The following is a 23,523-nucleotide window of genomic DNA, read 5'->3' on the forward strand; positions in this document are numbered from 1 at the left end:
GACCCGACGGGGTTCGCAGACCCGACGGCACTGGCAGACCCCACCGCGTTCGCGGACCCGACAGCACTGGCAGACCCCACCGGATTCGCGAACCCCACCGCACTGGCAGACCCCACCGGATTCGCAGACCCCACAGCACTGTCGGTGCCGGACGTGAGCGGGGTGACGGACGCGGTCGGCGACCAGGTCACCGACGCGGTCGGGCAGGCGGCGCAGGCCCTCGCCGAGCAGGCCCAGGACCTGATCGTGCCCGCGCTGATCGGGCTCGCCGACCTCAGCGGGGCGCTGCTCGCGACCCGGCTGGCGCTGCGCGGCACAGTGGCGCTGGCGGAGTTCAACAACAAGGTCGCCGCCGAGCAGGCGGCCCTGTCCCGGCGGCAGATGCTGCTGGAGGCCGGCAGTGCGTGCTGGCGGCGCGCGGCGGAGACCGCGGCCGGCATCAACGCCCGGATCATGGTGCTGGGTCTGGAGCCGTCCGGTCCGGGTGACCCACCGGTGCCGTCGCCGGTGCAGCCGGTCGGTGTGCCCCTCGACCGGCTGTGGCGGCAACTGGCGGACGCCGAGCGGGCGTTGCGCCGGGTGGAGGCCCACCGCGCGGCCCGCGCGACGGCCCGGCTGCCCTTCCAGCACCGGGACGACCCGGCGAGCGCGGCCTGGCACGACAAGCTGCGCCGGCGCAGACTCGACGCGCTGCAGCGGTACGTCGACGGAGGGCCGCCCCCGGAGCTGCAGCACGAGGAGCCGGTCCCGTCCGGAGGTGCCCTCACCGAGGCCGGTGCCCTCACCGAGGACGACGTCCTGCGCGAGGGCGCCCGGCTGCTGGCCCGGCTGCCGCTGTCCCTCCCCTCCGCGAGCCGGGACGTGATCGACGACTGCCTGATGGAGGCCCGACGGGCCGTGGCCCGGCGGCCCTCGGCGGTGCGGCCGTTCCTCGACGAGGCGGCGCTCATCGCGAGCACCGAGTCCAAGCGCGCGCAGCAGGCCGGGACGGCCCGCCGGGACGCGGCCCTGCGGCTCGACGTGCTCCGCTCCCCCGCGCCCGACGGCGTCGATCCACTGCCGGACGCCTCCGCCGCCGTCTCCGTGCTGGAACGCGTCCTGCGCGACGGCGTGCCGCCGTCCCCGGCGGACGAACGGACCGTGCAGGAGGCCCTGGTGGCCCGCTCCAGCGCCCTGCACCGCGCCTACGTGGCGGCGGCGCTGCGGCGCGCGACCGAGCGGTGGGCGGACGGCTCGGTGCACGCCCGCGCCGACGGCGAGCACTGGGACTTCGCGCCGGCGGCCTGGGGCGGCCACTACTGGCTGCGCTTCCGCCTCACCACCGGCGGGCAGGCCCGCGTCATCACCATGCGCCGCCCGCTGCCGCCCGGGGAGGCCGGGGATCCCGACGCGGTGGCCGACTGGCAGAAGCGGGACGCCGAACGATGCGCCGAGAGCGAGTCGTACGTACGGCAGCTGTCCGAACTCACCGAGGCGGAAGGCGTCCGCGCCGCGTTCGCCTGGAGCCCCGGCGCCGTCGTGGAGGGCGCCCCGGCCCCCGGTCTGACGATCACCGCCGCTCCCGGCCAGGCCCGTCCCACCGAGCCCGGCCGCACCAGCCACCACCCCGCACAACCCTCCCGCCGCCCCACGGTCCGCCCCCGCCACCGCCACCACGGCGACACCGGCCGCTGACCACCCCCGACGTCCCCGGAGGACCCATGACCAGTCCTGCCCTGGAGTCGCCGCGTGTGCGGCGGACCGTGCCGCCGCCCTTCGCGGCCGAACTGGCCGGCACTCTCAGCGTCCACGCCCAGTACGTACTGCACGGCAACGTCCGCGACGACTACGTGGTCGCCCTCGACCTGACCGACGGCGGTCGCCGCTACGAGGCCGTCGGTCTGGAGGATCTGCTGTGGGAGCAGCTGCGGCGGGCCGGCTACGCAAGCCTGCTGCGCTACGACGCCGTCGCGGGCTTCAGCGTCGCGCGCTGTGTCGACGGGCTCGACATGAACACGCTGCTGCGGCGCAACACCCGCGGGGTCCCCGACCGCAAGGAGCCGGCCGCCGCCGACGGCGGCGGAGTGGAGCGGGTCTTCGAGTCGTTCGCCCGCGGCTGGACCGGCGAGCGGCCGGGCCCCCTCCAGGGCGACCCGCGCTACGACGACTACCAGAAGCCGCTCCCGGCGGCCCTGCTCGTCGACTACGCCTCCCGGATCCCCACCCAGGTCAACCAGCTCAGCGACGCAGAGCGGACGTTCTTCCTGCACTGCCTGAAGATCGCCGAGGAGGCCCGGCCGATCCGCCGCGACAAGTCCGGCCGCGCCCTGTTCAACCCGATCATCTGGCTCGCCGACGGTGAACGGGACCTGCCCGCCTGGATGGTGACGAGCAGCGTACGGGTGCGCAGCATCGGCGTCCCGATGCCGGACCTCGGCCAGCGCCGCCGTATGGCCACCCTGCTCGCCGACGAGGCGGGCCGCTCGTCCACCACGCTGGACGTCGGCCCGCTGATGCCGGGGGCCGGCCCGGAGAAGGTGTCCGAGGAGCAGATCGAGCGGTTCGCCCGGTCGGCGAGCGGGCTGACGCTGCGCGCGATGCGGGAGAGCATGCGGCTCGCCCGCGACCGCAAGATCCCGTTCGCCGAGATGGAACGCGCGGTGCGCACCTACGAGTTGGGGGACAGCCGTACGCCGTGGACGGGCGGCGCGGTCGCGGAGAGCATCCGGTACGGCGAGGACGAGATCCGGGGGCGGGTGCTGGGGCAGGAGAGGGCGGTCACGCAGACGCTGGACGTGCTCAAGCGGGCCGCGCTCGGCCTGTCCGGGGCGCAGGCGTCGGGCGCCGGGCACCGGCCGCGCGGCGTGCTGTTCTTCGCCGGGCCGACCGGCACCGGCAAGACGGAGCTGGCCAAGGCGGTGGCCCACACCATCTTCGGCTCGGAGGAGGCGTGCCTGCGCTTCGACATGAGCGAGTTCTCGGCACCCCACTCCGCGGACCGCCTGGTGGGCGCCCCGCCGGGATACGTCGGCTACGAGGCGGGCGGCGAGCTGACCCGCGCGGTGCGCGAGGACCCGTTCAGGGTGGTGCTCTTCGACGAGATCGACAAGGCCGACAAGGGCGTCCTGGACAAGTTCCTGCAGGTGCTGGAGGACGGTCGGCTGACGGACGGCCAGGGCGTGACGACGTACTTCAGCGAGTGCGTCCTGATCTTCACCTCCAACCTGGGCGTCCACGGCCCGGCGGGCGAGGACGGGCGCCCGCTGAACTCCTCCGCCGGCCTCGACCGGCTCCCGGAAACCCCCGAGGAACGCGCGGAGTTCGAGCGGAAGATCCTGAGCAACGTCCGCCACCACTTCGAACACACCCTGAAGCGCCCTGAGTTGCTCAACCGGCTCGGCGGCAACATCGTCGTCTTCCAGTACATCGACGAGCCCACCGCGCGCAGCATCTTCCGGCTGCAACTCCGCAACATCGTCCGGCACATGGAACGGCAGAGCGGACTGAGGCTACAGGTGCTGCCGGAGGCGGAACAGGTCCTCGCCGACGAGTGCGTACGGGACCGGCGCAACGGCGGCCGGGGCATCGGCATGAAGCTGGAGACCCACCTGATCAACCCGCTGGCCCGGGGGGTGTTCGACCTCGGCACGGGCCTGACCCCGGGCACCGTGGTCACCGTCTCGCGGGTCGTGGTGTCCCCGGACGGTGAGGTCGACCTGAAACTGGACCTCGGCGCGCCGGCCGCGGAGAGCAAGAGCCTGTGGTGACGGAGGAGCCCGGGGTGCCCGGTCCCCGCCACGTCGACCGGGGGCTGGCCGACGACGACGCCCTCCTCGGCGACGAGGACGAGGAGGAGTACGCGCCGACTCCGCAGGACTGGCCGGAGGAGGTCCTCCGGCCCCGCACGCAAGTCCCGCCGGGCCCGGCCCGTCCCTGTTGGCGCTGCGCCTTCCCCGTGCCCTCGGGCACGTCCGTCTGCCCGGAGTGCCTGGAGTCGGCCCGCCACCTCCGCCTGGTCGGCACCCGCCCGCAGCTCGACATACGGCACGGCGAGGGCCCCCCACTGCGCCTGGGCCGCCACCCGGTCTGGGCCCGCCCCGAGGTCGCCACCGCCCTCCGCTGCGAGGAGGACGTCTCCCGCTGCCACGCCACGATCCGCCTGGCCCCGGACGGCACCCTCTGGCTGACGGAGAACCCGGCCGGCACGTCGAACGGCACCTACGTCAACAACGAGCGCATCCCCCAGGGCACCCGAGTCCCCCTGCACGACGGCGACGTGATCGGCCTCGGCAGAAGGGTGGCACTCACGGTCCTGCTGACGGACCCGTGACCGGCCGCACCTCGAACGGCACGTACGTCGACGGCGAGCGCACCCGGGAGGGCGACCGGATCCCCGCCGCACGCCGACGGCCTGGTCGGCCTCAGCAGGAACACGGCGCTCACGGTCCTCCAGACCGACCCCTGACCGGGCCGTACGTCAACGGCGAGCGCCCCCCGGAAGGACGGGCGGCCGGTTCCCGCCGTACGCCGGCGACGTGACCGGCCCCGGCAGAAACACGGCGCTCACGATCCCGCCGAGGCCGACCCCTGACCTGGCCGTACGTCAACGGCGAGCGCACCCGGGAGGACGGGCGGCCGGTTCCCGCCGTACGCCGGCGACGTGACCGGCCCCGGCAGAAACGTGGCGCTCACGATCCTGCCGAGGCCGACCCGTGACCGGCCGTACGGACTACGACGGCACGATCGCCGCCCGCAGCGGGGCCAGCAGCCGGTTCGCCTCGCCCACGCCCTCGAAGGTCGCGAGGTCGTGGCGCGCCAGGGTCTCGGTGCTCAACGGCTTCGGCCCGCAGCGGTCCCCGAACAGCACCAGCGCCTCCCGCGGCCGGTGCCGCCGGGACTGCCACAGCAGCCCCTGCGCGTCCGGCGCCTGCTTGCGCAGCTCCTGCGCCCAGTACCGCGTCTTGGGGTACTGCTCGGGCTCGCAGTCCAGCAGCCAGGTCGTCTGGCAGACGGCCGCCAGGTCCTCCTCGGTGCGCAGGGAGATGAGGGTGAGGTCGGCGGTCGTGACGATCTCGGCGAGCGTGTAGCGGCTCGCCTGCGCCCAGGGCACGAGCCGGGCACCCTGAACCGCGTCGAACTCCACGGACCGCAGGAACACCTCGGCGAGCGCGGTGGTGGGCTCCCGGGTGGCGTAGAGGTACGGATACGGGTCGGCGGCCGTGCAGTCGAAACGGGCACCGCCGTAGAAGAGGTGCGCCTCCGTCTTCTTGAACTCGGTCGCCGGGTAACGGGTGCGGTGGCAGCGCCACAGCCGGGTTCCGGCCGGGAGGAAGGTGACCTTGGGCGTCATCTCGACGGCCGGAGGAAGCTGATCCGTCATCAGTCCTCCTCCACCAGCGCCAGGGCGGCGTCCGCCAGCCGCTCGTCCGGAACCCGCCCGATCAGCGAGGCCGGCGCACCGCCCAGCCAGGCGTTGCCGCCCAGCCACCAGTCGGCGGCACCCCAGGGGTCGCGGTCGGCCAGCAGGATCCGGTTGATCCGCACGACGACATCGAGCGGCCGCCCGGTGTCCGGGTCGAACTGGAACTCGGGACTTCGCAGGCCCGCGCCCGGATCCTCCGGATCGCCCAGCACGATCACATCAGCGGGACTCGCCCCGGCGCCCGGGCTCCCGGCAGGCGCGGCAGCCCGCGAGGGCACAGCGAGAAGCCGCCGCCGCGCAGCGGCGAGAACGGCAGCCACGGGGTCGGCGGTCTCGCCGACCGACGGGGCCGCAAGATCACCGCCCTCGCCGACCACGCCCACCCCGGGCGTCGCAGGACCGCCCGGCTGACGCCCCGTCACCCCGCCGGACCCGGCGACCTCGGCGGACGGGGCGGCGTACAGGGCCTCAAGGGCGGCGAGTACGGCCTCTTCGGACGGGGCCGTGGGGGCCGCCGCGACCGCGCGTTCGCCGGAGCGCAGTGCCTTGGCCAGGTCGCCCGCGTCCTTCGGGACGGGCCACAGGGACCGCAGGACGGCCGTCATGGCCCGGGCGGCCCGGTCGGGGTCCGTGCCGGCCGCGCGCAGCCGCTCCAGGCGGGTCAGGAAGTGCTGGTACTGCTCGTCGTCCAGCCACTGTCTGAGCTCCGCGCGGTGCCGCACGAGCAGGGCCAGCAGCTCATTGGTGTCCAACGGTGTTCCTTCCGTGCCGGACGGATGCGGGACTGCCTTGGTGGATGAAGGGGGCCCACGCCTCGACGGGCAGGGCCGGCTCGCCCTCGATCTCGGCGGCGAGCGGAGCACTCAGCGGCAGAGCGGGCCGGTGCGCGTCCAGCGCCCACAGCTGGGTCCGGCGCAGCGCGCGGGCGGGGTCGGTGCCCTCGGCCAGGAAGTGGTGCAGGGCGTTCATCAGAACGGCCCCGCTCGCGTCGGACACGGTCCACTTGGAGCCGATCACATCCGCGGCGCCCCGCGCCACGAACGCCGTGGTGACGGTCAGTGTCTCGTCGTGGTCGCGCGTGCTGAGGTCGGTCTCGCAGGCACTGAGCACGACGAGCGGCCCGGCCGCGTCGGGCGGCCCGGCGGGCGCCCCCAGCAACTGCCGTACGGTGAGCACGCCGGCGTCGTCCTCGCCGCCCTCGCGGACTCCGGAGCCGGCCGCGGGCCGCGGGTGCAGCAGCAGCCCGGAGACGGTGGGCCGGCCCCCGGCGAACCCGTGCACACTGAACTGCACGAGCGTGGCGGGCCGTTCACCGGTACCGCCGGGCAGCAGCGGCAGCAGCTCCTCGGGCGTGCCGTCGACGTGCCCGTCGTCGGCGTCGAGGTCGCCGTAACACCGGGCCCCTGCGTAGCGGGCGCGCAACCCGTCGACCTCGTGCAGGGCGTACACGAGCGTGCCGCGCGGATCCGCGACCAGCACGGGCGCGGCGCCCACCGGAAGCCGTCCGCGCCGCGCCGATCGTACGAACTCGGCGCCGGAGGCCGCGTAGCTGATGACGGCGTGGTCGACGGCGTACGCGGGCCGTTCCCCGACGGTGCCGCTGAGCCGGGCCGCGTGCCAGGGCACGGATCCCAGGTTGCCGGCGGGCAGCAGCACGAGCCGCACCGGATCGTCGGGCGTGGCGGGCCGGCCGGGCCGGACGACCTCGAGCACCGGTTCCATCACGGCGGTCCCCGCCCAGCCGCACACGTTCTCCAGCGCGCGCTTCCATACGTCCACGACCCGGGCGCGGGCCTCCGCCGTGCCCGAGGCGCCGGGCGCGGTGAGCGCGGACCGGTCGCGGGCGGCGTCGAGGTACTCCTCCAGCGGCCCGCGCTCCGCCGCGGCCAGCCCGGTCAGCTCAACGGCCAGTGGTGCCCCGCCGGGCCGCACCACCAACGCCCAGCCGGGCCCGTCACCTCCCCCGGCCACCAGATGCACCACCGCGTCGACCCCGGCCCGCTCGGCGGTGTCCGCCAGGTCCTGCCAGGTCGGCACGGCGGCGGACACCGCCCGGGCCCGCAGTGCCGTCAGCGCACGACGGCGCAGAGTGCTGGGGATGAGGACATCCACATCCACCGTGTCCGACCCGGCCGCATCCACCGTGTCCGACCCGGCCGCCACGTTCCGCACACCCGCAGCCTCCGGTGTGTCCGCCATGCCTGGTGCATCCGCCGCGTTCGGTGCATCCGCCGCGTTCGGTGCATCCGCCCTGGGCGGTGAGTCCGCCGCGCTCGGTGCATCCGCCCTGGCCGGTCCATCCGCCGCGCTCGGTGCATCCACACTCGCCAGTGCGTCCGCCGCACTAGATACAACCGCCTTGCCTGGCGCCTCTGCCGCGTTCGATACATCCGCCTCAGCGGGTGCCTCCGCCCTGCCCCGTACGTCCCCCACGGCCGGCGCCTCCGCCCTGCCCGGTACGGCCGCCGCCGCGGCACCCGCCGCGTCGGCCCCCGCCCGTGACGCCTCCCGCCAGCGTGCCGCGAGGACCTTCTCGCCGCACGCCTCCAGCTGCTCGGGCACGCTCTCGGAGGCCGCGACGGCCCGCAGTACGAGGGCCCGGCCCGCCTCCAGCACCCGCAGAGCGGTGGCGGCGTCGCCGGCCTCCGCGGCCCAGACGGCTGCCCGGGCCCCGCGGTCGGCGGCGGCGCGGGCGGCCGAGAGGCCGTGCTCGGCGCCGATCTGGAGGAGGACGTCCTCGGCAACCTTCTCCAGCAGCCTCTCGGTGGCCTCCAGGGCGCGCCCGGTGTCGCCGTCCGCGCCGCGCCGCCGGTAGAAGTCGGCGAGCAGCCGGTACACCTCCTGGGCGGTACCGCACGCCGTGCGCTCGCCGATGTCCCCGCGGGCCGCCTGCAGCTCCTTGATGGCCTCGTCGAGGGCGGCCGGGGTGCCCTCGCGGTCGTGCTCGACACCGAGGACGAGCGCGATCCCGGTCCGGGTGCGGATGTCCTGGTCGGCGACGACGGCCGGGCTGCCGAGCGAGGCGCGGATCTCCTCGACCTCCGCGAGCAGGCTTCCGGCGGAGGGGTCGACGAACCGCTGCAGGGCGCTGGTCATCGCCCGTACGGCAGGCATCACACTGCGCAGCGCGACGGGCAGCGCGGGATGTTCCTGCGACTCGCGCAGATACATCAGCGCCCGCCGCAGCGGCGGCCCGAGCGTGCCGCCGGCGCGTCCGATCGCCATGGCCCGGCGCAGCTGCAGGAAGCCGAGGATGAACAGGACGATGTTGGCCGACGTGTCGTCCTCGGTCAGCTCGTGGCGCATCTCCAGGAGGATGTCGCCGATCTCGTCGAGCGTGTCGAGGTCGTCCTCGGGTGTCTCGGCGATGCGCTGGTGCAGCAGCAGGGCGCGGCCGGCAGTCACCAGCTCCCGGCCCGCCGGGCCGGCTGGCATGTGCCGGACCACGTCCCCGAGGTCGAAGTTGTCGGCGAGCAGGCGCCGCGCGGCGTCCACGTCCGCGAGGTTTCCGCCGTTCATGGAGACACCGGCGAGCGCCCCGGCGCGCAGGATGTCCATCACCTCGGCGGGCGCGTCGTGGTCGTGCGAGGCCCTGAACAGCAGTTCCGCGGCCTTGGTCACGCCCTCCGCGTCTCCCTTGCGCATGGAGACGGCGAGGCGGGCGAGTCCGGCGGTGGCCCGGTCCTGCCAGGAGTCCTGAGGCAGCCCCTGCACCGCCTTCTCCGCCTCGGCGGGGGTCAGGAAACCGGGCCCCAACACGTCCATCACCGGCAGCAGCTGGTCCACGGCCCGCCGCACCTGCTCGGGGAGGTCCACCGGGTCCGCAGCCGCGACCATGGCCGCATTCAAACCGGCGTCCGTAGCCTCATTCGGATCCGCGTCCGAAGCCACGTTCGAGTCCGCGTCCCTGGTCGCTTCCGGGCCCTGCGTGGCGGTACCGGACGAGTCGTCGGGCAGCGTGCCGAGCAGTTCCATGGCCACGTTCATGAAGTGCGACAGCTGCGGCGGCATCATCCCCGTCGCGTTGGCGAGCGCGCCCAGTTCCAGCAGGGAGTCCCGGTCGTCGGCCGTCTGCATCTTCCCCAGCACCGACGTCCAGGTCTGCAGCGTCGGCTGGTGCGCGGGGTCCGCGGTCTCCGCCAGCTCCGCCACGAGAGCGCTGACCTCGGCCAGGTCCTCGCGCAGCCCGGATCCGCCGGGTGCCATGAAGGTGGCGCCGACGGTCATCATCGTGACGAAGTCCTCGCGTCCCCGCATGGCGAGGTCCGGGAACTGCGGCACCAGCATCCTGATCATCAGGTGGGTCATGGCCTCGCGCCGCCGCGCCTGCCGCTCCGTGGCGGGGACCGTCGTCCGGGCCTCGCGGAGCAGCGTCAGCGCCTCGTCCCGGCCGCCGGTCTCCCGGTCAGCCAGGTACCGCACCGCGAGCAGCGTGCCGCGCACGGCCCGTACGTCCCGGCGAGCCGTGGCGTCCGCCGTCTCCTCCGCCCGCTCCAGCTCGCGCAGCATCCGTTCGGTCGCCCCCGCGTCGGGCCGGCCGCCGGATCCGCCGCCGGTCGCGGACCACTGCTGACAGAGCGCCTCGGCCCTGCCGAACAGCTCACCGAGCCCCGGTCCCTCCCCGCCGTTCCCGCCCCGGGCCGCCGCCCCCTGCGCCCCACTCACCGCCACGCGTCCCTCCCCGTATGCCGTTCGCTCACATACTGGCCTCGCCGGGACGGTCACGAAGGGTGTTCGACCGTATTTCGACCGTGACGACCGGTAAACAACCACACTGGGGGGACGCGGGACCGGACCCGCGCCCGGCAGCATCGAGGAAGGGGCGCCCGCGGCCGCCGGGGCCACGGATCGGGGGAGGCCCACGGCCCGCGGTCGCCCCCGTGCTCTCCGAGGCAACTCGGTTCCCGGACCCGCACGCCCAGAGTGTTCCTACGCCCGCATACCCACGGTGTTCCTACGCCCGCCTACCCACGGCGTTCCTACGCCCGCACGCCCACGGCGTTCCTACGCCCGCACGCCCACGGCGTTCCTACGCCCGCACGCCCACGGCGGCTCCTACACCCGCACACCCCCGGCGATTCCTACACCTGCACGCCCACGGTCACCGGCTCGTTGACCAGTGTGATGCCGAAGGCCTCCCGCACCCCGGCCACGACCTCACGGGCCAGCGCCAACAGGTCCTCGGTCGTGGCCTCGCCGCGGTTGGTGAGGGCGAGCGTGTGCTTGGTGGAGATACGGGCGGGCCCGCTGCCGTAGCCCTTGGTGAAGCCGGCCTTGTCGATCAGCCAGGCGGCGGAGGTCTTGGTGTGCCCCTCCCCAGCCGGGTAGGCGGGCGGCTCGACGCCCTCGCCCAGCCGCTCCTTCACGCGCGCGTGGAACACGGCGAAGTCGGCGTCGGTGAGGATCGGGTTGGTGAAGAAGGACCCGGCGGACCAGGTGTCGTGGTCCTCGGGGTCGAGCACCATGCCCTTGCCGGCCCGCAGCTTCAGCACGGTCTCGCGCGCCTCGGCGAGCGGCACCCGGTCGCCGGGTTCGACACCCAGCGCCCGCGCGGTCTCGGCGTACTTGATCGGCGCCGACAGCCCGCCCGCGTCCTCCAGCTCGAACCGCACACGCAGAACGACGTACCGCTCGGGGTCGCCCTTGAAGCGGCTGTGGCGGTAGGAGAACGCGCACTCCTCGTTGGTGAGCGCGACCGTCTCGCCCGTGTGCCGGTCGTACGCGATCACCTCGGTGATCGTCGAGGAGACCTCCTGGCCGTACGCCCCCACGTTCTGGATCGGGGTCGCGCCCGCCGAGCCGGGGATGCCGGCCAGGCACTCGATCCCGGCGAGCCCGGCCTCGACGGTCCGGGCGACGGCGTCGGTCCACACCTCGCCGGCGGCCAGCTCCAGCCGCGTACCGACGAGCTCGACGCCGCGCGTGGCGATGCGCAGGGCGGTGCCGGCGAAGCCCTTGTCGCCGATGACCAGGTTGGAGCCGCCGCCGATGACCAGCAGCGGCGTCCCGGCGGCGTCGGCCTCGCGGACGACGTCGATCACCTCGGCGTCGGTCGTCGCGGTCACCAGCCGCGTCGCGGGACCACCGAGGCGGAAGGTGGTCAGCGGGGCGAGAGGGGCGTCGTGAAGTACCAGCACGCGCCCAAGCCTACGAGACCCCACCGACAGCCCCGGGCAGGTGTAAGGGGCGCCCCGCAATGGAGAACGCCCCTTACCTCGCCGCACGCGCGCGTGTCAGGCCAGCCGTACGACCGCCCGTGACATCCCCAGCACCTTCTGGCCCCCGCTGGTGACCGTCAGGTCGACCCGCACGGTGTTGTCGTCGAGCTTGGCCGCGACCTTGCCGCTGACCTCGATCAGGGCGCCCTGGTCGTCGTTGGGGACGACGACGGGCTTGGTGAAGCGGACGCCGTAGTCGACGACCGCGCCCGGGTCGCCGGTCCAGTCGGTGACGACGCGGATCGCCTCGGCCATGGTGAACATGCCGTGCGCAATGACGTCCGGCAGGCCCACCTCCTTGGCGAACTTCTCGTTCCAGTGGATCGGGTTGAAGTCCCCGGAGGCGCCCGCGTACTGCACGAGCGTGGCACGGGTCACGGGGAAGGACTGCGCCGGCAGTTCGGTGCCGACCTCGACGTCGTCGTAAGCGATCTTCGCCGTCATGTCAGCTCTCCTCCGCCGCGCGGGCCACGAGCTTGGTCCAGGCGGTCACGACGTGCTCGCCTGCCTCGTCGTGGACCTCACCGCGGATGTCCAGGATGTCGTTGCCGGCCAGGGACTTGATGCCCTCGATGGTCGAGGTCACCGTGAGTCGGTCACCGGCGCGCACGGGACGCCTGTAGGCGAACTTCTGGTCGCCGTGCACCACCCGGCTGTAGTCCAGGCCCAGCTGCGGGTCCTGGACGACCTGCCCCGCGGCCTTGAAGGTGATGGAGAACACGAAGGTCGGCGGGGCGATCACATCGGGGTGCCCGAGCGCCTTGGCGGCCTCCGGGTCGGTGTACGCCGGGTTGGCGTCCCCCACGGCCTCCGCGAACTCGCGGATCTTCTCCCGTCCGACCTCATAGGGATCGGTGGGCGGGTAGGTTCGCCCCACGAAGGACTGGTCGAGCGCCATGGGCTCGGCACCTCCTGGTTGCTCTGCTGACCTGGTTGCTCTACTGACCGGTACTGGTCGCTCAACGACGCGAGGCCGCCCCCGATCACTCGGGGACGGCCTCGCGTACGAGCCTGATTTATCGCGTCTCGCGGTGCGCGGTGTGCGCGTTGCAACGCGGGCAGTGCTTCTTCATCTCAAGACGGTCCGGGTTGTTACGCCGGTTCTTCTTGGTGATGTAGTTCCGCTCCTTGCACTCCACGCAGGCCAGCGTGATCTTCGGGCGGACGTCGGTGGCAGCCACGTGAGTGCTCCTTGACGAACGGATGGGACTGATTCAACGCAAGAAAGAGTAGCCGATCGAAGGACCGACCCCGCAATCGGCTACTGTCAGTAGCGGTGACCGGACTTGAACCGGTGACACAGCGATTATGAGCCGCTTGCTCTACCGACTGAGCTACACCGCTGTGATGCGATCGGGTCCCGCCTCGCGGCGGGAACCTCTCACACCAGAGCCCCAATACGGAATCGAACCGTAGACCTTCTCCTTACCATGGAGACGCTCTGCCGACTGAGCTATTGGGGCGAGCGATGAAGACATTACACGGTCCGCCGCCGTTCACCCAAATCCGTTTCGGGTACCCCGCCCCAGGCCGTTTCCCCGAGGTCCCGCCAGGCCCATCGCCCCCCCGGGGGGCCGCCGGACCACACCGGTACGACTATTGCGCTCCTCCCCGCCGGCACCCGACGGCCGTCCTAGGCTCGACTCACTCTCCGTGATCTTGCGTCCCCCCGCGCAGTTCCCGAGCTTCTGGAGCGCGATGCCCGACAGCCAGCCGCAGCCGCCCCCGTCGTCGTCCCTGCCCGGTGGGTCGGACCCGGTCGCCCTCCTGCTCTGCGGCGCGCGCCTCACGGACGGCCGGACCGTGGACGTACGGCTGGGCCGGGGGCGCATCGAGGCGGTCGGCACGGCCGGCAGCCTGGCGGCCGGCACGGCCCGCGGCACCCGCGTGGATCTCCGCGGCTACCTCCTCCTCCCCGCCCCGGCCGAACCCCACGCCCACGTCGACACCGCCCTGTCCGCCGACGCCGACGGCCCCGTCTCCTACGCCCCCGAGGAGGTCCAGCGCCGCGCCACGGAGGCCGCGCTGCTGCACCTCGGCCACGGTGCGACCGCGCTGCGCGCCCATGTCCGCGTGGGCGACGTGCAGGGTCTGGGTGCGCTGGCCGCCGTCCTGGAGGCCCGGCGTGCGCTGCGCGGGCTGACCGAGCTGACGACGGTGGCGATGCCCCGGGTACTGACCGGGGTGGCCGGCGCGGACGGGGTGGCGACGCTGCGGGAGGCGGTGACGATGGGCGCCTCCGTCGTGGGCGGCTGCCCCGACCTGGACCCCGATCCGACGGGCTACGTGGAGACCGTCCTGAAGGTCGCCTCCGAACACGGCCGCCCCGTCGATCTGCACACCGACGCCACCGACCCGGCGCGCCTCGCCCGCCTCGCCTCGATGGCCGGCGGCCTGCGCCCCGGTGTCACCGTCGGCCCCTGCTCCGCGCTCGCCCACCTCCCCGCCGAGGCCGCCACCCGCACCGCCGACCAACTGGCCGCCGCCGGCGTGACGGTGGTGTGCCTCCCCCAGGGCGGCTGCGGCGTCGCGGAACGCCGCGGCACCGCCCCCGTACGGCTGCTGCGCGCGGCCGGCGTCCGCGTCGCGGCCGGCAGCGGTGCCCTGCGGGACGTGTCCAACCCCGTCGGCCGCGGCGACCCCCTGGAGGCCGCCTATCTCCTCGCCTCCCGCCACGGCCTGCGCCCCGAGGACGCCTACGACACCGTGAGCACCTCCGCCAGGGCGGCCCTCGGCCTCCCCGAGGTCCGCGTGGAGGCCGGCTTCCCCGCCGACCTCCTGGCAGTCCGCGGCGACCGCCTCCCGTCCGCCCTCTCCCTGGCCTACAGCCGCATCGTGATCCACCAGGGCCGGCTGGTGGCCCGCACGAGCGCGGTGAGGGAGTACTGCGACTCGGCGGCGGCAGCCGAGCTGGGGCTGCCGAGGCAGTGGCGGGGGGAGTTGTCGTAGGGCACCCGCAAGGGACGCGGCTCGCGCCCGCCCGGGCCCGTCCGTCGGGCGGGCGCGCGCCGATGACCCGGGCCGGGCGCCACGCGGCCCGTTCGGGCGTTCGGGTGAAGCGGCGGACGGGACCGCACGGGCGTACGGTCGGAAGCATGCGCATTGTCATCGCTGGGGGTCATGGTCAGATCGCGCTGCGGCTGGAGCGGCTGCTCGCCGTGCGCGGGGACGAGGTCGCGGGGATCATCCGCAGGGCCGAGCAGGGCGACGACCTGCGGGCCGTCGGCGCCGAACCGGTCGTACTGGACCTGGAGTCGGCATCGGTCGAGGAGGTCGCGGAGCGGCTGAGGGGCGCGGACGCGGCGGTGTTCGCGGCGGGCGCCGGCCCGGGCAGCGGGACGGTCCGCAAGGAGACCGTCGACAAGGGCGCGGCGGTGTTGTTCGCGGACGCGGCGGTCCGGGCGGGCGTACGGCGCTTCGTGGTGGTGTCGTCCTTCGGCGCGGACCCCGACCACCAGGGCACCGAGGTCTTCGACGTCTACCTGCGCGCCAAGGGCGAGGCGGACGCGTACGTCCAGGGCCTGGACACCCTCGACTGGACGATCCTGCGCCCGGGTTCACTGACGGACGACGCGGGCAAGGGCCTCGTCCGTCTGGAGGCACACACGGGCCGCGGTTCGGTCCCGCGCGACGACGTGGCCACCGTCCTGGCGGAGTTGCTGGACACCCCGGCGACGGCCGGCCTGACCCTGGAACTGATCAGCGGGTCGACACCGGTGTCGGTGGCGGTGAAGTCGGTGGCCGGGAACTGAGGCGTCCCGGGGCGCCGTTCTCAGAACAGAGGCAGCTGACCGGGTATGTCGGGCACGACATACCCGTCCAACGACGGCTGCACCGCACCCAGTTGTGCCGTCCGGCGCGAGCCGGGGCAGGAGGTGAGCTGCCCGTTCTCCCGTGCCCCCGGCGGGTCGTGCCGGGCGAACCGACCGGCGACGACGGCGATCTCGCGACGGCACTCGGGGCAGGTTCTGCGACGGCTGGACATGGGGTCAGTGTGCCCCAGTGCGCCACCTGGTCACCCCGGGGCGGGCGCACGCCCCGCTCGCCGCGCGGAAGTACGCCCCGCTCCCTAGCATCCGTACATGTGGCACATACCTTCGAGGAACTCGTGGAGAAACAGCGCGCGGCCGACGAGGCACACGCGAGGGTCCTGCACCTGCGGGACACCTACGGCGCACCCACGGCGGCCCCCTGGTCGGAAACCCAGACCGACACCTACGAAACCGCGTGGCGCGCCTGGCGCGACCTCGCCCGGGACGCCCAGGCCGCGGTGACCGACTACGCCAAGGACGAGGGCAAACCCCGCACGGACGTCGAGGCGGAAGTGAAGAGGGCCGCCAAGACTCCGCAGGAAACCCCCTCGGGGGAGGAGTGAGCCAGGCCACCCACCCCCGCCCTCACCACGAGAAACGCAACGAAAAACCCCTCCGCCCTGCGTTTCCGCAGTTCGGAGGGGGTCTCACTCAGCGTGGCGGCGCCAGGATTCGAACCTGGGAAGGCTGAGCCACACCGCCGGGTTTGCTGCCGATTCGAACCGCTTTTCGGCGGTGCTCCCTGGCAACGACGTAAACGATACCCGATGGGGAGGGGTGCTTCGCCACCTGGATTCCTCAGCGCCGGCACGGGGCCGGGTGGCTAGGCTTGTCCGGATGCGGCCCGCGCCCTGCGCCGGGCTCGGCGGAGCCCCAAGGACGCCGACACGCACCCGATACGCACCCGATACAAGGAGCCACAGGACATGGCCGACTCCAGTTTCGACATCGTCTCGAAGGTCGAGCGGCAGGAGGTCGACAACGCCCTCAACCAGGCCGCCAAGGAGATCTCGCAGCGCTACGACTTCAAGGGCGTGGGCGCCTCGATCTCGTGGTCCGGTGACAAGATCCTGATGGAGGCGAACTCCGAGGACCGGGTGAAGGCTGTCCTCGACGTCTTCCAGTCGAAGCTGATCAAGCGCGGGATCTCGCTGAAGGCACTGGACGCGGGCGAGCCGCAGCTCTCCGGCAAGGAGTACAAGATCTTCGCGTCGATCGAGGAGGGCATCTCCCAGGAGAACGCGAAGAAGGTGGCGAAGATCATCCGCGACGAGGGCCCCAAGGGCGTCAAGGCGCAGGTCCAGGGCGAGGAGCTGCGCGTCAGCTCCAAGAGCCGCGACGACCTGCAGGCCGTCATCGCCCTGCTGAAGGGCAAGGACTTCGACTTCGCGCTGCAGTTCGTGAACTACCGGTAGGCAGGTAGCACCGGCAGCCCCGAGCCACCGGTGACGAGGAAGGGTGGGCGCCACGGGCGCCCACCCTTCTCGTCCGCTGGCTGCGGGTCAGGGGCGCGCTCAGTCGCGCGAATGGCCGAACACGATGCGGTAGACGATCAGGAGCACGAGCGATCCGCCGATCGCCGCGGCCCAGGTTGCGCCGTCGTAGAAGTCCTTGGTGATGGGGTGGTCCAGCCAGCGGGCCGATATCCAGCCGCCGATGAAGGCGCCCGCGATGCCGATGAAGGTCGTGCCGATGAAGCCGCCCGGGTCCCGGCCCGGCAGCAGGACCTTGGCGATGACTCCGGCCAACAGCCCCAGAATGATCCAGCTGATGATGCTCATGTCCTGAACCTGCCCTTCCGCGCTGTGCCCGCACTGTCCCGGCACTGTGATGTCGCTCCGGACAGACTGTGCGTTGGTGCGTTGGTGCGTTGGTACGTGGGTCGTTGGTGGGTGGGTCGTTGGTGGGTGGGTCGTTGGTGCGTCGGTGTGTGGTGCGCCGTCGTCGTCCATCGTGCGTTGTGCGCGCGTTCGTGCCGCGTTGAGGGGGACGACGTCGGGGCGGCACCCCGCGGTTCCCTCGGTCAGTAGGGTGCGGCTCATGACAGTGTCCGGATCGGCCGCCGAGCTGCGGCGCACCCTGGGTGTCGGAGACGCCGTGGTCATCGGGCTCGGCTCGATGGTCGGCGCCGGCATTTTCGCCGCCCTCGCTCCCGCCGCGCACGCCGCGGGCTCCGGACTGCTGCTCGGCCTCGGGCTCGCCGCGCTCGTCGCCTACTGCAACGCCACGTCGTCGGCCCGCCTGGCCGCCCTCTACCCGGCCTCGGGCGGCACCTACGTGTACGGACGCGAGCGGCTCGGCCCCTTCTGGGGATATCTCGCGGGTTGGTCGTTCGTGGTCGGGAAGACTGCCTCCTGTGCGGCGATGGCGCTGACGGTCGGGGCGTACGTCTGGCCGGGGCAGGCGCACGCGGTGGCGGTCGCGGCCGTGGTGGCGCTGACCGCGGTGAACTATGGCGGCATCCAGAAGTCGGCCTGGCTGACGCGGGTGATCGTGGCGGTGGTGCTGGCGGTTCTCGCTTCCGTGGTCGTGGTGTGCCTGGGGTCCGCGGAGTCCGACGCCGGGCGACTGGACATCGGGGCCTCCGGAGGCTTCGGCGGGGTGCTCCAGGCTGCCGGCCTGCTGTTCTTCGCGTTCGCCGGGTACGCGCGCATCGCGACCCTCGGCGAGGAGGTGCGGGATCCGGCGCACACCATTCCCCGCGCGATTCCGCTGGCGCTGGGCATCACGCTGGCCGTGTACACGTGTGTGGCGGTGGCTGTCCTTTCCGTGCTGGGGTCGGGGGATCTCGGGCGCGCGGACGCGCCGCTGGCGGACGCGGTGCGGGCGGCGGGTGTGCCGGGGCTGGTGCCGGTGGTCCGGGTCGGGGCCGCCGTGGCCGCGCTGGGTTCGCTGCTCGCCCTGATCCTGGGCGTCTCGCGTACGACGCTGGCCATGGCGCGGGACCGCCATCTGCCCGGCGCGCTGTCCGCCGTGCATCCGCGCTTCCAGGTACCGCACCGGGCCGAGCTGGCCGTGGGCACGGTGGTCGCGGCCCTGGCCGCCACGGTGGACGTACGGGACGCGATCGGCTTCTCCTCCTTCGGTGTGCTGGCGTACTACGCGGTGGCCAACGCGTCGGCCTGGACCCTGGATCCGGCTCCCCTGAAGCGGGTGCTGCCCGCGGTGGGGCTCCTGGGGTGCGTGGTGCTGGCGTTCGCGCTGCCGGGGACCTCGGTGGTCGTGGGGGCGGCTGTGCTGGCGGTGGGCGTGGTCGTCTACGGGGTACGGGCGAGGGTGGCTGCGAGGCGGCGGTAGGCCAGGCCCGCTACGAGGTCGGTGCCTGCGCCCGCCCGGGTATGCGGGACGCGGGCCACGGTCGGGCGTCGGCTGTGCCGGGCGCCCGACCTGTCGTCGCCTGCTCGGTCTCGGTCATGCGTTCATGATGCAGGCCGCCACTGACAGCCGGGCCGGCCTGTGGAAAATCGGCCGACTGTGGACAACCAGCCACCTGTGGACAACTGGGCCTCTGTGGACAACGGGTGGTCGTGTGGTGGGGGGCAGAGCCCTCCGATGTGCGTGGTCAGCGCGCGGCGAACGGCTGGTCCGTGGGCACGATCTCGCGGCCCAGCGGGAGCAGGGAGACCGGGATCAGCTTGAAATTGGCGATGCCGAACGGGATGCCGATGATCGTGATGCACAGGGCGATGCCGGTGACGATGTGCGTGAGAGCCAGCCACCAGCCGGCGAGAACCAGCCAGAGGACGTTGCCGAGGCAGGAGGGGGCGCCCGCGTCGCGACGCTCGACCGTGGTGTAGCCGAAGGGCCAGAGGGCGTAGACACCGATACGGAACGCGGCGACGCCGAACGGGATGCCGATGATCGTGATGCACAGCAGGAGGCCCGCGAACACGTATCCGAGGAACAGCCAGAAGCCGCTGAGGACGAGCCATATGACGTTCAGGATGGTCTTCACTGGTGGTGACCTGCCATCTTCTCGAGACGGGCGATGCGCTCCGCCATCGGCGGGTGCGTCGAGAACATCTTGGACAGTCCCTGGCCCGGGCGGAACGGGTTCGCGATCATCATGTGGCTCGCGGTCTCGATGCGGGGCTCGGGCGGCAGCGGGAGCTGCTTGGTGCCGAGTTCGAGCTTGCGCAGGGCACCGGCGAGGGCCAGGGGGTCGCCGGTGAGCTGGGCGCCGGAGGCGTCGGCCTCGTACTCCCGGGAGCGGCTGATGGCCAGTTGGATGAGGCTGGCGGCGAGCGGGCCGAGGAGCATGATCAGGAGCATGCCGAGGATGCCGGGGCCGTCGTCGTCGTTGGAGCGGCCGATCGGGATCAGCCAGGCGAAGTTGACCAGGAACATGATCACGGAGGCGAGGGCGCCGGCGACCGAGGAGATGAGGATGTCGCGGTTGTAGACGTGGCTCAGCTCGTGGCCGATGACGCCGCGCAGTTCGCGCTCGTCGAGGAGGCGGAGGATGCCCTCCGTGCAGCACACAGCGGCGTTGCGCGGGTTGCGGCCGGTGGCGAAGGCGTTGGGGGCGTCGGTCGGGGAGATGTACAGGCGGGGCATGGGCTGGCGGGCCTGGGTGGAGAGCTCGCGGACCATGCGGTACAGGGCCGGGGCCTCGAACTCGCTCACCGGGCGGGCGCGCATGGCACGCAGGGCCAGCTTGTCGCTGTTCCAGTACGCGTACGCGTTGGTGCCGAGCGCGATCAGGACCGCGACGACGAGCCCGGTGCGACCGAAGAAGCTGCCGATGACGATGATGAGTGCGGACAGTCCCCCGAGGAGTACTGCGGTCCTGAGCCCGTTGTGCCGGCGGTGCACGGTACGCCCTCCAAGTCGTGCGGCAGGGGAACCCTTGCTTGCTGATCTTGTCTTTTGATCTGCGATGCCACTGGTGCCGTGGTGTCACGTCCAGTGGACCCTCCCGTTCTGGTCAACGCCAGGCGAGGGTCACGAGTTCCCTTGTCAGCGCGGCGGCATGGGTGCGCCGTCCGGGTGACGGCTCAGAAAAGGGCGGTGTCGGCGAAACGCAGGACCAGTTGGGGTGCTCCGGAGAGGGCGACGCCGAGGACCGCGGTGAGGGTGAGCGCGGCCGTGAGGGGCGCGGGGACTCGGTGCTGGACGGGTTCGCCCTCGGGGGCGCGGAACAGCAGGGCCGCCCACTGGAGGTAGTAGTACAGGGCGATCACCACGTTGACGGCCATGACGACCGCGAGCCAGCCCAGACCCGCGTCGACGGCGGCGGAGAACACGGTGACCTTGGCGAAGAGGCCGATGATGCCCGGCGGCAGTCCGGCGAGGCAGAGCAGGAAGAAGGCCAGGAGGAGGGCTGCCAGGGGGTTCTTCGCGTACAGGCCGCGGTAGTCCGTGATGCGGTTGTGCGCCTTCGTACGTCCGACCAGGGCCACCACCGCGAAAGCTCCCAGGTTCACGGCGGCGTACATGAGGGCGTAGGCGACGGTGGAGCCGATCGCGTGGTCGGCGTCGTCGGCGTACGCGGCGGCGGCGATCGGGACGAGGAGGTAGCCGGCTTGGCCGACGGAGGACCAGGCGAGCAGGCGTACGGCGCTGTACGCGCGCGTGGCCTGCTGGCGGAGGGCGCCGACGTTGCCGACGGTCATGGTGAGGGCGGCCAGCGCCGCCAGGGACGGTCCCCAGACCTCGGAGTAGGAGGGGAAGCCGATGACGGTGACGAGGATGAGGCCGGAGAAGCCGACGGCCTTGCCTACGACCGACAGGTAGGCGGCGACGGGGAGGGGGGCTCCGACGTAGGTGTCGGGAACCCAGAAGTGGAAGGGGACGGCGGCCGTCTTGAAGGCGAAGCCGATCAGGGTGAGGACCACGCCGGTCTGGGCGAGGGTGTGCAGCTGTCCGTCGACGTCCTGGATGCGGTCGGCCACCTGGGTGAGGTACAGGGTGCCGGTCGTGGCGTAGACGAAGCTGATGCCCAGGAGGCTGACGGCGGTCGCGGTGACGGACGACAGGAAGAACTTCAGGGCCGCTTCGGAGGACCGGCGGTCGCCGTGCCGGATGCCGACGAGGGCGAAGGCGGGCAGGGAGGCGACCTCCAGGGCGACGATCAGGGTGGCGAGGTCGCGGGAGGCGGGCAGGAGGGCGGCGCCGGCGGCGGAGGACAGCAGCAGGAACCAGAACTCCCCTTCGGGGAGTCGTCTGCGGGCGTCCTTCAGGGCCGTGACCGACAGGAGGGCGGCCAGCAGCGCTCCGCCGAGGACGAGGAACTGGATGACCAGGGTGAAGCGGTCGGCCGTGTAGCTGCACACGCGTGTGTCGCCGGTCAGGCAGAAGGTGGAGCGGTCGCCGTCCAGGAGGGGCAGCAGCAGGGCCGTGGAGGCGGCCAGGCCCGCGACGGAGAGCCAGCCGAGGAGCGGCTTCCTGTCGTCGGGCACGAACAGGTCGGTGACGAGGACGGCGAGGCCGACGACGGCCGCGAGGGTGGGCGGGGCGATCGCGAGCCAGTCGACGGACTGGACCACCGACTCGGCCAGGGGCTGGGCCAGGGAGCTCATCGGGTGCCTCCTGCGAGGAGCTGCTGCACGGCCGGGTCGGTCAGGCCGAGGAGGGCCTTGGGCCAGAGGCCGGCGACGACGGTGAGGACGACGAGCGGCGTCCAGGCCGCGAGCTCGTACGTGCGGACGTCGGTGAGTCGCTGGGCGTCCTGCGGGGCGGCACCCATGCAGACGCGGCGGACCACGACGAGCAGGTAGGCGGCCGTGAGCAGGGTGCCGAACGCGGCGATCGCGGTGAAGGTGAGGAAGGCAGGGCGGCTGAGGTCGTCGGCCGGGTCGAAGGCGCCGAACAGGGCCAGCATCTCGCCCCAGAATCCGGCGAGGCCGGGCAGACCGAGCGAGGCGACCGCGGCGAAGGCGAGGAGGCCGCCGAGGCGGGGGGCCTTGCCGTAGAGCGCGGCGCCGGTCTCTTCCGCCAGGGTGTCGAGGTCGGTGGTGCCGGTGCGGTCCTTCAGGGCGCCGACCAGGAAGAAGAGCAGGCCGGTGATGAGGCCGTGGGCGATGTTGGCGAACAGGGCTCCGTTGACGCCGGTCGGGGTCGTCGAGGCGATGCCGAGCAGGACGAAGCCCATGTGGCCGACGGAGGAGTAGGCGATCAGGCGCTTGAGGTCGCCCTTCGCGCCCTGCTTGGCGAGGGCCAGGCAGGCCAGGGATCCGTAGATGATGCCGACGACGGCGAAGGCGGCGAGGTAGGGCGCGAAGGTGTGGAATCCGTCGGGCGCGACCGGGAGGAGGATCCGGACGAACCCGTACGTACCCATCTTCAGCAGGACACCGGCGAGGAGGACCGAGCCGACGGTCGGGGCGGCGGTGTGGGCGTCGGGCAGCCAGCTGTGCAGCGGCCACATCGGCGTTTTGACCGCGAGCCCGATTCCGACCGCCAGAACGGCGATGACCTGCACGGACGTGGTCAGCGACCGGCCGTTGTCAGTGGCGAGTGCCACCATGTCGAACGTGCCCACCGTGATTCCGATCAGGAGCAAGCCGAGCAGCATGACGACGGACCCGAGCAGGGTGAAGAGGATGAACTTCCAGGCCGCCTGGGTCCGTTGCTCACCGCCCCAGCGGGCGATGAGGAAGTACATCGGGATCAGGACCATCTCGAAGGCGAGGAAGAACAGCAGCAGGTCGAGGACGGCGAAGGTGGCGAGGGTGCCGGACTCGAGGACGAGCAGCAGCGCGACGAAGGCCTTCGGGCTCGGGCCCGCAGGCAGGTTGAAGTACGAGTAGAGCGCGCAGAGGAAGGTCAGCAGCGCGGTCAGGACCAGAAGGGGGAGGGAGATGCCGTCGATGCCGAGGTGGATCCGCACGTCGAGTGCGGGGATCCAGCTGATGTCGGTCGTGGCCTGCATCTTCGACGGCTGGTCGTGGTCGAAGCCGAGCGCGAGGACGATCGTGGCGATGAGGATCGCGCCGGTCACGGTCACGCCGTGCCGGAGCACGGCCTGCTCGGGTGACTTCCCCTTCAGCCCGGGCGGGGCGGGCAGGAGAGCGGCGGCGGCGCCGAGGAGCGGGCCGACGACGATGAACGCCAGAAGGAACTGCATCACGGACTCGCTGATATCGATCAC

Annotated in this window: 21 protein-coding genes and 3 tRNA genes; 8 read left to right on the forward strand and 16 right to left on the reverse strand. The window is 72.6% G+C overall.

The window, feature by feature from the left end; genetic code table 11:
* From IE263_RS30985 to IE263_RS30995, 3 genes are all read left to right on the forward strand, one after another.
* Positions 1-1,674: hypothetical protein (locus IE263_RS30985; RefSeq protein ID WP_189941160.1), on the forward strand; the 1,674-nt coding region annotated here is incomplete at its 5' end.
* Positions 1,675-1,700: 26 nt separating this feature from the next.
* Positions 1,701-3,746, forward strand: coding sequence for an AAA family ATPase (locus IE263_RS30990; protein ID WP_189941161.1), 2,046 nt, complete (start codon positions 1,701-1,703; stop codon positions 3,744-3,746).
* Positions 3,747-3,760: 14 nt separating this feature from the next.
* Entirely contained in the window at positions 3,761-4,309 is a 549-nt protein-coding gene (locus IE263_RS30995) for an FHA domain-containing protein (protein WP_189941162.1), read from the forward strand.
* Between the two features lie 399 nt (positions 4,310-4,708).
* On the opposite strand, the gene IE263_RS31000 is transcribed toward IE263_RS30995, so the two are convergent.
* The 9 genes from IE263_RS31000 to IE263_RS31040 all read right to left on the reverse strand — a co-directional run bounded on the left by IE263_RS31000 (position 4,709) and on the right by IE263_RS31040 (position 13,082).
* Positions 4,709-5,359, reverse strand: coding sequence for an RES family NAD+ phosphorylase (locus IE263_RS31000; RefSeq protein WP_229911264.1), 651 nt, complete (start codon positions 5,357-5,359; stop codon positions 4,709-4,711).
* The gene (locus IE263_RS31005; RefSeq protein ID WP_189941163.1) at positions 5,359-6,153 is read right to left on the reverse strand and encodes a hypothetical protein; all 795 of its coding nucleotides are present in this window, start codon (positions 6,151-6,153) and stop codon (positions 5,359-5,361) included. The genes IE263_RS31000 and IE263_RS31005 overlap by 1 nt, the downstream gene beginning before the upstream one ends.
* The gene (locus IE263_RS49585; RefSeq protein ID WP_189941164.1) at positions 6,140-10,072 is read right to left on the reverse strand and encodes a CHAT domain-containing protein; all 3,933 of its coding nucleotides are present in this window, start codon (positions 10,070-10,072) and stop codon (positions 6,140-6,142) included. Before IE263_RS49585 ends, IE263_RS31005 begins: the two co-directional genes overlap by 14 nt.
* A gap of 410 nt (positions 10,073-10,482) precedes the next feature.
* Positions 10,483-11,538 (reverse strand): UDP-N-acetylmuramate dehydrogenase, encoded by a 1,056-nt coding sequence (locus IE263_RS31015; RefSeq protein WP_189941165.1) that lies wholly within the window; start codon positions 11,536-11,538, stop codon positions 10,483-10,485.
* Between the two features lie 96 nt (positions 11,539-11,634).
* Positions 11,635-12,063, reverse strand: a complete 429-nt coding sequence (locus IE263_RS31020) for a MaoC family dehydratase (RefSeq protein WP_189941166.1) — start codon at positions 12,061-12,063, stop codon at positions 11,635-11,637.
* Position 12,064: 1 nt separating this feature from the next.
* Entirely contained in the window at positions 12,065-12,517 is a 453-nt protein-coding gene (locus tag IE263_RS31025) for a MaoC family dehydratase N-terminal domain-containing protein (protein ID WP_189941167.1), read from the reverse strand.
* Between the two features lie 118 nt (positions 12,518-12,635).
* Complete coding sequence (gene rpmG / locus IE263_RS31030) at positions 12,636-12,800, reverse strand: 50S ribosomal protein L33 (protein WP_003948671.1); 165 nt, start codon at positions 12,798-12,800, stop codon at positions 12,636-12,638.
* A gap of 90 nt (positions 12,801-12,890) precedes the next feature.
* Positions 12,891-12,963, reverse strand: a tRNA-Met gene (locus tag IE263_RS31035).
* A 46-nt stretch (positions 12,964-13,009) separates the two neighbouring features.
* A tRNA-Thr gene (locus IE263_RS31040) sits at positions 13,010-13,082 on the reverse strand.
* Between the two features lie 235 nt (positions 13,083-13,317).
* Between IE263_RS31040 and IE263_RS31045 the strand changes: the two genes are divergently transcribed.
* Both IE263_RS31045 and IE263_RS31050 read left to right on the forward strand, forming a co-directional pair.
* On the forward strand, positions 13,318-14,568 hold the full coding sequence (locus IE263_RS31045) for an amidohydrolase family protein (protein WP_189941355.1): 1,251 nt from the start codon (positions 13,318-13,320) through the stop codon (positions 14,566-14,568).
* A gap of 146 nt (positions 14,569-14,714) precedes the next feature.
* Entirely contained in the window at positions 14,715-15,371 is a 657-nt protein-coding gene (locus tag IE263_RS31050; protein ID WP_189941168.1) for an SDR family oxidoreductase, read from the forward strand.
* 20 nt (positions 15,372-15,391) lie between these two features.
* On the opposite strand, the gene IE263_RS31055 is transcribed toward IE263_RS31050, so the two are convergent.
* A complete protein-coding gene (locus tag IE263_RS31055) occupies positions 15,392-15,604 on the reverse strand; it encodes a hypothetical protein (protein WP_189941169.1) in 213 nt (70 codons plus the stop codon).
* Positions 15,605-15,703: 99 nt separating this feature from the next.
* Between IE263_RS31055 and IE263_RS31060 the strand changes: the two genes are divergently transcribed.
* The gene (locus IE263_RS31060; RefSeq protein WP_189941170.1) at positions 15,704-15,994 is read left to right on the forward strand and encodes a hypothetical protein; all 291 of its coding nucleotides are present in this window, start codon (positions 15,704-15,706) and stop codon (positions 15,992-15,994) included.
* Positions 15,995-16,088: 94 nt separating this feature from the next.
* On the opposite strand, the gene IE263_RS31065 is transcribed toward IE263_RS31060, so the two are convergent.
* Positions 16,089-16,221 (reverse strand) — tRNA-Phe (locus IE263_RS31065).
* A gap of 136 nt (positions 16,222-16,357) precedes the next feature.
* Between IE263_RS31065 and IE263_RS31070 the strand changes: the two genes are divergently transcribed.
* Entirely contained in the window at positions 16,358-16,846 is a 489-nt protein-coding gene (locus tag IE263_RS31070; RefSeq protein ID WP_189941171.1) for a YajQ family cyclic di-GMP-binding protein, read from the forward strand.
* A 99-nt stretch (positions 16,847-16,945) separates the two neighbouring features.
* Here IE263_RS31070 and IE263_RS31075 read toward each other — a convergent pair whose 3' ends face one another.
* Entirely contained in the window at positions 16,946-17,212 is a 267-nt protein-coding gene (locus IE263_RS31075) for a GlsB/YeaQ/YmgE family stress response membrane protein (RefSeq protein WP_189941172.1), read from the reverse strand.
* A gap of 259 nt (positions 17,213-17,471) precedes the next feature.
* Here IE263_RS31075 and IE263_RS31080 point away from each other — a divergent pair, with 259 nt between their 5' ends.
* Positions 17,472-18,728 (forward strand): APC family permease, encoded by a 1,257-nt coding sequence (locus IE263_RS31080; protein WP_189941173.1) that lies wholly within the window; start codon positions 17,472-17,474, stop codon positions 18,726-18,728.
* Positions 18,729-18,993: 265 nt separating this feature from the next.
* Here the strand turns inward: IE263_RS31080 and IE263_RS31085 are convergent, their stop codons facing one another.
* From IE263_RS31085 to IE263_RS31100, 4 genes are all read right to left on the reverse strand, one after another.
* The gene (locus IE263_RS31085; RefSeq protein WP_189941174.1) at positions 18,994-19,386 is read right to left on the reverse strand and encodes a YccF domain-containing protein; all 393 of its coding nucleotides are present in this window, start codon (positions 19,384-19,386) and stop codon (positions 18,994-18,996) included.
* The gene (htpX, locus tag IE263_RS31090; protein WP_189941175.1) at positions 19,383-20,246 is read right to left on the reverse strand and encodes a zinc metalloprotease HtpX; all 864 of its coding nucleotides are present in this window, start codon (positions 20,244-20,246) and stop codon (positions 19,383-19,385) included. Before htpX ends, IE263_RS31085 begins: the two co-directional genes overlap by 4 nt.
* A 182-nt stretch (positions 20,247-20,428) precedes the next feature.
* Positions 20,429-21,952: an NADH-quinone oxidoreductase subunit N gene (locus IE263_RS31095; RefSeq protein WP_189941176.1), complete on the reverse strand. Its 1,524-nt coding sequence runs from the start codon at positions 21,950-21,952 to the stop codon at positions 20,429-20,431.
* Entirely contained in the window at positions 21,949-23,523 is a 1,575-nt protein-coding gene (locus IE263_RS31100) for an NADH-quinone oxidoreductase subunit M (RefSeq protein ID WP_189941177.1), read from the reverse strand. Before IE263_RS31100 ends, IE263_RS31095 begins: the two co-directional genes overlap by 4 nt.

Source organism: Streptomyces aurantiogriseus, assembly GCF_014649375.1.
Taxonomy (GTDB): Bacteria; Actinomycetota; Actinomycetes; order Streptomycetales; family Streptomycetaceae; genus Streptomyces; species Streptomyces aurantiogriseus.